The sequence below is a fragment of the Desulfosarcina sp. genome, assembly GCF_055467485.1.
In genome coordinates this window covers 52,649-64,660 of the sequence record NZ_JBUOIV010000029.1, presented here as the reverse complement: position 1 = coordinate 64,660, position 12,012 = coordinate 52,649, and the positions used below count along the sequence as shown (strand labels likewise).

Annotated in this window: 14 protein-coding genes; 7 read left to right on the top strand and 7 right to left on the bottom strand. The window is 52.8% G+C overall.

All coding sequences use genetic code 11. The features are described 5' to 3' along the window. The 3 genes from ACZCED_RS14710 to ACZCED_RS14700 all read left to right on the top strand — a co-directional run. Positions 1-302, top strand: a 302-nt coding sequence (locus ACZCED_RS14710) for a DUF6544 family protein (RefSeq protein WP_464861102.1), incomplete at its 5' end; no start/stop codon positions are given. A gap of 168 nt (positions 303-470) precedes the next feature. Continuing rightward, positions 471-1,259 (top strand): CPBP family intramembrane glutamic endopeptidase, encoded by a 789-nt coding sequence (locus ACZCED_RS14705; RefSeq protein ID WP_464861101.1) that lies wholly within the window; start codon positions 471-473, stop codon positions 1,257-1,259. A gap of 35 nt (positions 1,260-1,294) precedes the next feature. Continuing rightward, positions 1,295-1,435: a hypothetical protein gene (locus tag ACZCED_RS14700; protein ID WP_464861100.1), complete on the top strand. Its 141-nt coding sequence runs from the start codon at positions 1,295-1,297 to the stop codon at positions 1,433-1,435. 291 nt (positions 1,436-1,726) lie between these two features. Here ACZCED_RS14700 and ACZCED_RS14695 read toward each other — a convergent pair whose 3' ends face one another. The 5 genes from ACZCED_RS14695 to ACZCED_RS14675 form a co-directional block, all read right to left on the bottom strand. Then, positions 1,727-2,800 (bottom strand): RNA polymerase sigma factor, encoded by a 1,074-nt coding sequence (locus tag ACZCED_RS14695; RefSeq protein WP_464861099.1) that lies wholly within the window; start codon positions 2,798-2,800, stop codon positions 1,727-1,729. 115 nt (positions 2,801-2,915) lie between these two features. Next, entirely contained in the window at positions 2,916-3,239 is a 324-nt protein-coding gene (locus ACZCED_RS14690) for a hypothetical protein (RefSeq protein WP_462969678.1), read from the bottom strand. Between the two features lie 260 nt (positions 3,240-3,499). Then, positions 3,500-3,904: an Hsp20/alpha crystallin family protein gene (locus ACZCED_RS14685; RefSeq protein ID WP_462969679.1), complete on the bottom strand. Its 405-nt coding sequence runs from the start codon at positions 3,902-3,904 to the stop codon at positions 3,500-3,502. 29 nt (positions 3,905-3,933) lie between these two features. After that, a complete protein-coding gene (locus ACZCED_RS14680; protein ID WP_464861098.1) occupies positions 3,934-4,395 on the bottom strand; it encodes an Hsp20/alpha crystallin family protein in 462 nt (153 codons plus the stop codon). Positions 4,396-4,461: 66 nt separating this feature from the next. Beyond that, entirely contained in the window at positions 4,462-5,028 is a 567-nt protein-coding gene (locus ACZCED_RS14675) for an Hsp20/alpha crystallin family protein (RefSeq protein WP_464861097.1), read from the bottom strand. A gap of 354 nt (positions 5,029-5,382) precedes the next feature. On the opposite strand from ACZCED_RS14675, the gene ACZCED_RS14670 reads away from it, so the two are divergent. Further along, positions 5,383-6,012: a hypothetical protein gene (locus ACZCED_RS14670; RefSeq protein WP_462969682.1), complete on the top strand. Its 630-nt coding sequence runs from the start codon at positions 5,383-5,385 to the stop codon at positions 6,010-6,012. A gap of 129 nt (positions 6,013-6,141) precedes the next feature. After that, complete coding sequence (locus ACZCED_RS14665) at positions 6,142-6,834, top strand: DnaJ domain-containing protein (protein WP_462969683.1); 693 nt, start codon at positions 6,142-6,144, stop codon at positions 6,832-6,834. A gap of 289 nt (positions 6,835-7,123) precedes the next feature. Here the strand turns inward: ACZCED_RS14665 and ACZCED_RS14660 are convergent, their stop codons facing one another. Together ACZCED_RS14660 and ACZCED_RS14655 are read right to left on the bottom strand one after the other, a co-directional pair. Next, positions 7,124-7,399 (bottom strand): tetratricopeptide repeat protein, encoded by a 276-nt coding sequence (locus ACZCED_RS14660; protein WP_464861096.1) that lies wholly within the window; start codon positions 7,397-7,399, stop codon positions 7,124-7,126. Positions 7,400-7,638: 239 nt separating this feature from the next. Further along, positions 7,639-8,814: an MFS transporter gene (locus tag ACZCED_RS14655; protein WP_462969685.1), complete on the bottom strand. Its 1,176-nt coding sequence runs from the start codon at positions 8,812-8,814 to the stop codon at positions 7,639-7,641. A gap of 430 nt (positions 8,815-9,244) precedes the next feature. On the opposite strand from ACZCED_RS14655, the gene pstC reads away from it, so the two are divergent. Together pstC and pstA are read left to right on the top strand one after the other, a co-directional pair. Further along, on the top strand, positions 9,245-10,633 hold the full coding sequence (gene pstC, locus ACZCED_RS14650; RefSeq protein WP_462969686.1) for a phosphate ABC transporter permease subunit PstC: 1,389 nt from the start codon (positions 9,245-9,247) through the stop codon (positions 10,631-10,633). Then, positions 10,626-11,930, top strand: a complete 1,305-nt coding sequence (pstA, locus tag ACZCED_RS14645; protein ID WP_462969687.1) for a phosphate ABC transporter permease PstA — start codon at positions 10,626-10,628, stop codon at positions 11,928-11,930. Before pstC ends, pstA begins: the two co-directional genes overlap by 8 nt. Positions 11,931-12,012: the final 82 nt, after the last annotated feature.

Here is a 12,012-nt window from a genome sequence, read left to right as displayed (position 1 = left end):
GGAAGCGGGTGGATACGGATTGCGCCCGACTCACCGTCAACCATAAAGGTCTCTCGCAGTCAGTCGATGTCACGGTGGCGCCGGATGGTCAGCCGATCCAGGTCTGCTTTGAACGATGGAGTAATGCCAATCCTGACAAACAGCACCGGCTGCAACCATTTGGGGGACACCTGTCCGCGTTTAGGGTATTTGCCGGGTTCCGATTGCCCACACACGTGGAAGCGGGCAACTGGTTCGGTACAGATCAGTATTTTCCGTTCTTCGTGGTGGATGTAACCGATGTGGACTTTCCCCATGGCTGATCCGCGCGAACGATCCACCTGGTGGCGACAATGGATTCTTGCACACCCGATTCTCGACTTCCCGCTGGTCTCTCGGCTGAGCTTACCTATTCTGTATGCCCTTGCCGCTCTCGGGATCCTCAGTGTGAGCCTTCCGGCATCAGTCCGAACCCGTAAGGAGTCTTTAGCATGCGCCAACGTGACCTGATCCCGTTCTTTGTGATGGCCTTTCTGATCGCCTGGGGCATCCTCGCACTCTATATGTTTGCCTCTGAGACGATGGTCCAACTGTTCGGAAGTCTCACAGGCGAACACCCGCTGTTCTACCTCGCTGTCTATGCACCGGCTATCGCGGCGTTGACCTTGGTCCTTTACCGACACGGTATCGACGGGACGCGTCGCTTTCTCTCCCGGCTGCTGCTGTGGCGGGTGTCGATCCAGTGGTATGTCCTTCTGATCGTCGCCGTGCCGGTAGTGTTCTACGCAGCGGCCCTGGTCAAAGAGGGCGCCTATGACACGCTGTTTCCATTTCCATCTGTGCTGACCTACCTGCTGGCGCTGCTGCTGATGGCAATCAAGGGGCCAATCGAGGAAATTGGGTGGCGCGGGCTGGCATTACCGTTGCTGCAGCGCAGTATGGCACCCATATGGGCTGCGCTGCTGCTGGGTGTCATCTGGGCGGTCTGGCATCTTCCGGCCTTTCTGCTCAGCGGCACACCGCAAAGCGCTTGGTCGTTGACGCCGTTCTTCGTGGGAACCGTGGCCCTCAGCGTCATCGTGACACCGCTGTTCAACAGTTCACGCGGCAGTATCCTGCTTCCGGCGTTTTTCCACCTGCAATTGATCAATCCCCTGTGGCCGGATGCACAGCCCTACGATACCTGGCTATTCGTGGTGGTTGCGGCTATCGTGGTCTGGCTGAACCGGGATGCGATGTTCTCGCTCCAAGGCGCAATAACAGATGTGCTCCCGAAATGAGATGTCTGCGCAGCCTTACTGACGAAACAAGCCGCATGGCCGATTTCAAAACGGGCGCAGCAATGAAAGAACATACCCACATGCTTGTGACAAGCATCGGTACGAGTATTGTCGTTGGCTTGCTTATCGCACTTGCACTGAAGGGCCGATTGACGGTGAATGCAAATGCTCCTTAGATAAGTGAGAAAAATTGTCAGGACCCGGCAAGTTCGCTATGGCTGCCCACAAAAATGGGCCTCACTGTTTCGTGTGCTTTCTTGCCATGCTTCCAAGTTGGAAGAAATGGAGGGTAATGCCAGATAGCCACTTTCTAACCAATTTGACATATCGAGATTGGGGAAAAATTTTGGCGAAAGCTGCCAGATAGACGAAATTACAGCATCCTTCAGTATCATGATCGCGACGGGACCATAACAGTTGCCTGGACTTTGGGTCAATCTGATGTTTGTTTGGGCTAAGCCAATTGATCACCGATCATCACTATTCAGATGTAGATCAGAGAGCATATTGCCAATGCCGAATTCGAATCCTGCGTCCGTCAGTCTGGCATTTAAAAAATTGTTTGTATAGTCGATCCACTCTTTAATTTTTTCGATATTGACATCCATTAGTCCGGCCAATTCTTTAACCGGTATATTTTCGAGCTCGTGCAGAATGAATGCGCGCCGCCATTTTATAGGAAGTTCTTTGATCAATCGAAGGAGATAATTTATCTTTTGGTCATCCTGATTTTTTTCCAGAAGCATCAGCGCTTTTTCATCAAATACCAGATCTTCAATTTTTAACAATTCGTCCGGCTGATAGAATTCATAAAATTCTTCACCCACCATACTTTCTGCATGTTCCACAGGATTTTTCGGAGCAAGGGTTTCCAAAGATATGATATCACCATACACATGGCTTGCCGCCACCTCTCGACTCAGAACTTCGTTCATTTTCTGCATTAAAAAAATGTATGCAGATTTGCTATCGATAACCGGTTTCCAATCGGATATTCCGCTTGCAATGACTTCGTCCAAAATATCCAGAGTTGTCGGGTAGCTATGTGGCAAATCGCCCTGACTCCGTAAAAAAGTCAATTCTCGACTTATTGTGTTTTTTAGCTTTGGCAATAGCGATTCGATAACTGTATGAGCCTCTTTAAGGAGTTCGGTTGACAATGTGTCGTGATGATCCTTAAAACTATCTATTCGTTCTTGGCGCGATTGACGCTTGTTTGCATCCTGCTGACGAATACGATCAATATGTTTTTCATAGCGGAGAAACAGGGTTTCTAAAGCCTTTTCAAGGGCAGACTGCAGTTGGTTCGCTTTACCTCGAGCAACCAAAACTGTATTTGGCGGCACAAGCATATGAAGCCTTATGAAAAAGGATTCTTCGTCATCATCTTGCTTCCTTATTATGGCGGATAGTTCTTTACTGGTAAATCCATGCAAAGTTGCCCGAGTTTTTAGATAGCGCTCCATCCAGTCTTCAATCAATGCTTCAATCTTATCACGACCAATGAAATCAGCCCCTTTGAATTCAATGCTTACCTTCATTGATATCATCCTCCTTCGGGCATACAGCCGTATGGGGCTGGGTGGTGTATTTATACCCAATATTGATCTGCCTTGAGCCGCCTTCGATAAAGTTGCGTGACCCGTTAATTTTTTTCTACACAGAGGTTTTAAGCGCATCTTTCAGGCGCCGATCGATCTCAACCATTTTGGCCTCATTTTGGGCGACCTCAACTATAATATCTTTAATTCCCAGTTTTTCAGCGATTTCGTCATCCCGTTCAGCGGAAATTTTTTCAAATACCTTATTGCCTATTTCAGCCAGACGCCTGGTAACTTGGGTTTCAAGTCTCACTTTTTCACGTCTTAACCTTGTTAATTCAATGCCTTCACCTGCTTTTTCAGTAATCGTATGGACTGCCGCAATCGTTGCATCAAAACCGGCCTCCATACCTCTTTGTATTCTATCCCACAGCTTCATTTTATCCTCCATCTAACAAATGTTCATAATTATTGTATTGGAAAGCTGACGTAGCGAACAAAATTTCTATCTATAGCAGCAACATCATCGGCATGCGTGGACGCCCAGGCAAGAACACAGCACAACCACAACGATCAACACAATTGCGATCAAAGGGATTCGGATTAAAGGCATTTTCATGTCGAACATGTCCCCCCTCACTTTGACCGAACAATTGGAGACCCGAAGCGCCTATGTTCGGGTCTCCCCACAGCTGAACATTAACCTGCAGTTACGGCGATGCGACGGGGGACGGCCTTTTCCGCTTTGGGCAGCGTCAGGCGCAGTACCCCATCTTCGTGCTTCGCTTCGATCTTGCCCTGATCAATAACCTCGGACAGGGTGAATTGCCGGTAATAACGTCCAATTTCGAACTCAATCAGCACATCGGATTCGTTGGCGGATTCAAAGGGCTTGACCTCTCCTGCAATGCTCAGCACATTGTCATTCAAATCGATCGTGATGCCGTCGGGCGCCACACCGGGCATGTCGGCCAGCAACGTGATCTGCCGCTCGTCTTCGAAGATGTCCACATCCGGCGTAAAGATTACACCCGGTCGGGTCTGTTCGGCGGGGCTGGCCACCTCTTGTTTGTCTTTGACCTGAAGTTCTTTGGATTCAGTCATGGTTCGTCCCTCCTTTCCGACAGGGTGGATTAGCTGACGGTGATCTGTTTGGGTTTGGCGGCTTCCGCCTTGGCAACGGTGACCATCAGCATGCCGTTGGCCAGCTTGGCGTCCACCTTTTCCGCATCAATTTCTCCAGGCAGGCCGATGACTCGAGAAAACTTGCCGGCCTCGCGTTCCCGGCGGTGATACCTGACATTTTCACCTTCGGACGAAATCGTGCGTTCGCCCGCAATGGTGAGGTTCCTGCCGACGGCCTGAATGTCCAATGCATCGGCTTTGATGCCCGGCAGTTCCGCGCGGACATAGTAGTTGTCAGCGTCCTCGGTTAGATTGATTGCCGGAAAGACCTTGGCGGAAAGCCATCCCAATCCCGGGTGGCCCACCAGGCCTTGCGTCAACCGGTCCATCTGACGCGACATACGCTCCAATTCGGCGAACGGATGCCGCCACCCCATTGACGGATAATTGAACAGTCCTCTTGTAAACATGGCGCGTTCCTCCTTTTTGATGGTTTTCAGTCCAGGGCCATTCGCCCATTCTTGTTGCGTCCATCGTTAGGCATGTTGGATCTCGATTTGCCGCACATGGGCCGCCGGGGCGGCCTTTCTCGGCATGGTGACCGTCAGTACGCCGTTCTTGAAGGCGGCCAAGACCCCCTCCTGATCGGCATCTACCGGTAGGGACAACACCCGCTGAAACGATCCGTAGTTGCGTTCCATGCGATAGTAGTTCTTTTCCTTTTCCTCTTTTTCCTGCTTCTTTTCGCCCCGAATCGTCAGGGTATCGTTGACGATCTCCACCTTGACATCCTTTTCATCCACACCGGGCACTTCGACGGCAACGGTGTACGCCTTGTCCGTGGCACCCAGATCCAAGGTCGGCCTAAGCGTGCCGTCATTCATGCGTGGCCAAAACGAGCGGTTGAAACCAAATGGAGACAGGTCGAATCCACGGAATGCCTGCTCAAATAGACGGTCGATTTCCTGGTGAAACCGAGTCAGCGATCCGCTGAAAGCCGGGAGTTGATCGTCGGCCGAAGTACGCTGCACCGGCACCTGATTACCGCTGTCCTCCTCTTCTTTTTTGAACCAATTCCAAGGTATCCACTTTTTTATGCTCATTTTGCACCCCCTTCCCGACAAATTACTAAAAAAATTTATATAAAAAAGTAATTTCATGATAAGAACTGTCAAGTGGAACCCAAAATTTTCTTTGAAACATTTTATAAATTTGAAATTGTTTATAAAAAATTAATTTTTCAACTGTACATTGGCGTTTTACCGAAACGCCGAAATCGATCCGGTGGCAATTTAAGCGACATGCCTCGATAGTGTAGTATAAACATATGATCCAGTATGTTAGGTAGTATTTGGCGAAAAATTTTTATACAACGGCTCTTGAATTTGGTATTATAGGCTTTAAATATAGTATTACTAAAAAAATAATACTTTAAAAGTAATCTTTGAGAGTGGTTTATGGATAGATTGGTCATTCAAAATCAAGGCGATATTCCTCAACAATCTGATAAGATAGATGGTTTGTTAGGGAAAAAATCGGTCCGGGCCACGTTCAAACTGCGCCCCGAGGCCATTGAAATGCTCAGCATCCTGGCGGCCCAATTGGGAATTAAGCAAAAATCCTTGTTTGATTATCTGATGGAGGATGAGGATGAGTTGTACGCTATTGCAGAATCGCTGCCTGATGATACCGCGGAAAAGGAGCAACGCGTTCAAAAAACATTTGTTGTCAGCCAAAAATCGTTGACCACACTGGAGGTTGTCACCAAACATGCCCCCGGATCACGGAGTGAAATCATCGAACGGTCGATTCAACGGCTGCTGCCTGTTTTCGTAATAGAACGCGAGCGACAAGACAAACGCGAAAAAGCATTTGCCATGATCAAGAATCATTTTAAGCAGGCGAAGGTACTCCAAGATGAAATCAAGCAATTGGTAGGCAAGGACGATTCCCTGTTTTCATTAATCAAACCGTTAACCGTCCAATATGCAAAAGCATTCGCTGAAATTAAAAAATTGGTTGATAAAGGGAAGCGCTTATCCGAACTCCCAATTGACGCGTTTGCAGGAGACCAACCGGAGAGCTGAATGATAAGGTTCAAGACGTAGATTTGTTATGGTAGGTGATCCGCTTACAAATAAAGAGATCGTCATTAAAAGGTTAACCCTCTACAACCTGGAATCCCCGTTCCGTATCTTAGGTAAAGGAGGTTTCTAATGGCCAAAAATTATTTTGCTATTCTGGAGATTACGTCGAATGCAAGTTCAAATGAGGTTCATTCAGCCTATCGCCGTTTGGCCAAAGAGTTCCACCCGGATCATTACAGGGGTGGCAGTGGACCTTTTAAACAAATTCAAGAGGCCTATTCGGTTTTAGGAAACCCCATCAAGCGAAAGGCATACGAAGAGAGGCTCACGAATGTCCGGATAAGAAAGGCACCCGATATCAGGCCCAAGGTCGAACCGGAGCCCCTGATACCCGAGAGCGCTCCTGCCGATATGGGAGAAATTTCACCGGTTCGCTCCTTTGAAACCTTTTCACCCTCATTTGACGAGATCTTTGATTGGTTGTGGAACAATTTTTCATCGATTGATCACTCGAAATCCGGTCGGGTCCAGAATTTGACTCTTGAGGTTCCTCTTACCCGGGAACAGGCCCGGCGAGGCGGCCATGCAAGAGTCATGGTTCCGGCCCGGTCAGTTTGTCCGACATGTCGGGGATATGGGGGGATTGGATACTATGAATGCCATCGATGTGCGGGTGAGGGAGCGATATCGGGCGAAGTGCCGATATCCGTCTCGTTTCCCCCGGGTCTGTCGAGTGACCACTCTGTGATTATCCCATTGGATCGTTTGGGAATCAGGAACCTAAATATTACCGTGCAATTCCGCCCAAGAGACGCCTCATGATATTTAGGGTGCGTCATAGGAGCGATTCATTCTCGGCCATACTTTGAATGAAGCGCTCCTGGAGTTCTCAATCTTGGCGGCATCTCCTAAATGTTGAACTCGATAAAGGTCTTCGCTTTGAACAAAAAAGTATATTTGGGTATTGGTTGAGAAAATACATTATGGCTAACACACAAGAAATGTGTTGACGAAAACGACAAACCGCTTGCCAAAAGAGTTATCTATCTGAAAACATGTTAAATTATCATTTTTCGGTTGGATATCGTCAGTATAAATTCTATCATCTGTATCATTCTGGCAAACCGGCGCGATGCATCAGATTTTTAAATTGAGCGTCTCTTGCGGGATCATGGAGGGTATGGCTCTGTAGGAGTCGTGTCGCTGTAAATTTGGGGTCCACACGCATCACCCCTGCGGCGATGGTTTTGGCTTCGTCGGTCCGACCGAGGTCGGCATAAACAGCGGCCAGAAATGCTTGGGGAAGAACATGGGTGGGGTTGAGAGCGATAGCCTTCTTGAATGATTGAACGGCTTCCTCCTTTCGACCGACAAGGTGCAGGGTCACGCATAGGCGTAAGGAATCCACCAGGGATGCTTCGGGCTCAGCCGCATGGCCTGCTCGAACAATCTAACCGCCTCCTGTTCCCCACCGAAACCCTGCCCCAAGCGGCAGGAAGTGCGTTGGCTGTCGCGGTTCAATCGACCGGATTCGGTGTGGTTATCGGGCCCGCACGTGCCACATCCTTCACGCTCGCATTGCCTTGGGTTCAACGGATCCCGGCCCGTTCGGTTTTGCGGCTTGCATCATCCGACGGCCTCCCGCTGATCAACCCGCGGAAACATGAGAATCAGAGGTATGGTGACGAGAGGGATGAAAGATACGGCCCACAGCACGGTGGCCACCGAATAGATATCGGCCAGCCGACCTACCACCGGCGCCAGCGCTCCGCCCAGACCATAAGCCAGCCCCATCATCAGGCTGGAGACCATGGAGCGCCCGCCCGGTGCCAGTTCCTGGGCCAGGGTCACCCCAAGGGGCAGGGTGGCCAGCACGAAAAAGCCCGCCACGAACACCCCGCCGTAGATCCATGAACCTGACAGAGAAAGCATCGCCAGCAGGGCCGGGGTCATCAGCAGATGGGAAACCAGGAAGATCGGCCTGGCCCCCGCCCGGTCGGCCAGGTATCCGGCCATCAGCCCGCTGGCGGTGCCGGCCAGGGTAAACAGGGTGATCATGAGGCCTCCTGAAACCAGGGAGTATCCCCGACTCACCAGCAGGACCGGCATGAAGGTCATGAACGACTGGCCGACCACCGCCCGCAGCACCATCACCAGCCAGATCAGAAAGATGGATTTCCATACGGCGCCGAACTGTTTCTTCAGCGTGCCCATCAAGCCCAGGGAGGCCATGCCTTCACTTTTCGGAGAGGGGACCGCCACCCACAGGTAGACCATGACTGCCAGCCCGATAACCATGGTGACCGGCATGGCCTCCAGGCCCCAGGCGGCTACGATGGCGGTGATGAAAAAGGGCCCCGCGGCGAAAGCCAGCGTGCCGCCGGTGTTGAACACGGACATGGAAAAGCCTTTGCGATTTCCGGCATAGAGCGGAATCATGCCGGCCACCGAGGGATGAAACAGCGAGGATCCCACGGACCCCAAGGCGATGAACAGCATCAGCATCCAGTAGCTGCCGGCGATGCCGGAAAGGGGGATGAAGACCACCGCCATGAGCAGGCCGCCGAGGATGATGGCGCGACCCTGGTAACGGTCCGCCAGGTAACCGGCAACCGGTTGGACGATGAAAGATAGAAACCGGTTGACGCCGGCGATGAGCCCCACCTGGGCCAGGGTCAGGTTCAGTTTGTCCATGAACGCGGGAAACAGCGGCGTGGTGAAGGCGCTATAGAAATCGCCGGTGAAATGGACCAGGGTCAGGGCGAAAAGGACTTTCAGGTGGGTTTGATGGCGCGGTTTCATGGATTCGATTGATTTCATTGGCTGATGGGTTGGCGCTGGCTGTTTCCGGAACGGAACCGTTCCGCCCGCGCTTTGTAAAAAGTCGGGATAGTAGGCAACACCGTCGCCCGGGTCAAGCATCATTTACATTTTTAATTCACAACCCCAATCGACCGGGGTCGCACGTGCTCATTGAAAACTAACTTGACGCTAACATTTGCCTAACAATTGGCGTCTATTTTGCGCACGATAGAAATCGCGGCGGTTTAGGAAATACGGGCGTTTTTACCCAATGCTAACATGATTCTAACATGGTCTTCCAAGCGACTGATTCAAATGACTTGCGAGTAACGGATAACGCTGCCACTCCTGCGGCCTGCATGGTTGGGTCGATATACGGTCTCGGCAAACAGCGCCATCGCCCACCATTACAGATCAGCTATCGGTAAATATGAACCCACTTCATCTGCTAATCATCTTGTTGCTGCTTTCCTCGATGGGATATTACATCGGCCGCAAAAAGGCCTTTGTCGTGGCCGGAGGCCCGAAGGGACTGAAAAAGCTGCACTCCCGGCCGGTTTACTATGGCGCGCTGACCGCCATGTGGTGCGGAATTCCGGCTATCGTGGTGGTTGCCGCCTGGCTGGCTTTCGAACCGTCGATCATTACCGGTATGGTGCTCAACGGCCTCCCGGATGAAATTCGGTCACTGCCGGACGGCCGGTTAAACCTGCTGTTGAACGATATCCGCAACCTGGTGGACGGAAACATCGTTTCTGCGGCATCTGATCCGCTGATTCAGCAGGCCGCCGACCGCTATTCGCACCTGAAACAGATCTCGTTCACCAGCCTGACCATCGCCTCGGTTTCACTGAGCCTGTTGGCCTTGGTTTTCATCCGATCAAGAATCGTTCCGAAGCTGCGCGCGCGCAATCAGGTCGAACGCATGGTACGCTATCTGCTGATTGCCTGTTCCATGGTCGCCATCTTCACCACCATCGGCATCGTGTTGTCGGTGTTGTATGAAGCCATCCGCTTTTTCCAGACCGTACCGGTGACCGATTTTCTTTTCGGCCTGGATTGGAGCCCGCAGATGGCCATCCGTGCCGACCAGGTCGGTTCTTCAGGTGCCTTCGGTGCGATTCCGGTGCTGGCCGGCACGGTGATGATATCCCTGATTTCCATGGCGGTCGCGGCGCCCATCGGTCTGATGTCTGCCATCTACCTGTCCGAATACGCCAACCGCCGCATCCGGGACATCGTCAAGCCGATCATGGAGATCCTGGCCGGCATCCCAACCGTGGTCTACGGCTTCTTCGCCGCCTTGACCGTGGCGCCCTTTTTCCGCGACGCGGGCGATTTCTTCGGTCTGACCATTTCTTCGGAAAGCGCCATGGCCGCCGGTCTGGTCATGGGCGTGATGATCATTCCCTTCGTCTCTTCCCTCTCCGACGATGTGATCAATGCGGTCCCTCAGGCCCTCAGGGACGGCGCCCTGGCGCTGGGGGCCACCCGTTCGGAAACCGTGCGGCAGGTGGTCATCCCGGCCGCTTTTCCCGGGATCGTCGGCAGCCTGTTGCTGGCCGTGTCGAGAGCCATCGGCGAGACCATGATAGTCGTGATGGCTGCCGGGCTGTCGGCCAACCTGACGGCCAACCCATTTCAGGCGGTCACCACGGTGACCGTCCAGATCGTGACCCTGCTGGTGGGCGATCAGGAGTTCGACAGCCCAAAGACCCTGGCGGCATTCGCCCTGGGCTTGCTGCTGTTTTTGGTAACCCTGGCATTGAACGTCATCGCCCTGGTGGTGGTCCGCAAATATCGGGAGCAGTATGAATAAAATGACCTCGCCAATCAAACCTTCCGTCGGGTCGGGCCGAAGCCGGACGATCGACATCGTCAACCGCGGCCTGAAGCGTCGCTACCGGGCCGAACGCCGGTTCAAGATATATGGTGTCACTGCGATCGCTCTCAGCCTTGCGTTTCTCACGCTGCTGTTCAGTACCATCCTGGGCAAGGGATACAGCGCTTTTCAGCAGACGGAAATCAAGCTCGATGTCTATTACAACCCGGCGGAATTCAAAGACCGGCTGGCCGCTGACGCCAACTACCTGTCCATCGTCAAGGACGCATTACGCCAGCGGTTTCCCGACGTCTCGGGACGACAGGACAAACGTTCCCTCAATGGACTGGTGAGCACCGGCGCGGCGTTCCAGGTGCGCACCATGCTGCTGAAGGATCGCAGCCTGATCGGAAAGCGCATTTCGGTCTGGGTGCCTGCCGACGACGACGTGGACATGCTCGTCAAAGGGCATATGGACCGGCGTCTGCCGGAGAGCCAGCGTCGCCTGAAGGACAAAGAATTGGCCTGGATCGATCAACTGGCCGCAGAGGGCCGTGTTCGCAAGGCCTTCAATTTCAATTTCTTCAACAATGGGGATTCCCGCGAACCTGAACTGGCGGGGATCCGTGGGGCCCTGATGGGCAGCTTCTATACCCTGGTCGTCACCCTGCTGCTCTCCTTTCCCACCGGCGTGGCCGCCGCCATTTACCTGGAGGAGTTTGCCCCAAAGAACCGATGGACCGACCTGATCGAGGTCAACATCAACAACCTGGCCGCCGTCCCATCCATCGTCTTCGGGCTTCTGGGCCTGGCCGTTTTCCTCAATTTTTTCGGCTTGCCGCGTTCGGCCCCCCTCGTCGGTGGCCTGGTGCTGTCCCTGATGACCCTGCCGACCATTATTATCGCCAGCCGGGCTTCGCTGCTATCGGTTCCGCCGTCCATCCGCGAAGCGGCGCTGGGCGTCGGCGCCTCCAAAAATCAGATGGTGTTTCACCACGTTCTACCGCTGGCGCTTCCGGGTATGCTGACCGGCACGATCATCGGCATGGCACGGGCGCTGGGAGAGTCCGCCCCGCTGCTGATGATCGGCATGGTGGCCTTCATCGTCGACATCCCGGGCGGATTCACCGACCCGTCCACGGTACTGCCGGTACAGATCTACCTGTGGGCCGATAGCCCCGAGCGGGCTTTCGTGGAACGCACCTCCGCAGCCACCATGGTGCTGCTGGCTTTCTTGATCACCATGAATGCGCTGGCCGTTGTGCTTCGTAAACGTTTCGAAAAGCGGTGGTAGTCCCAACATTACCGATAAGCAGTTAAACCCAAGGCTGTCGAAGTGGCGCCTGCGGCGCTGTCGACAGCGACTGTCCGACCAG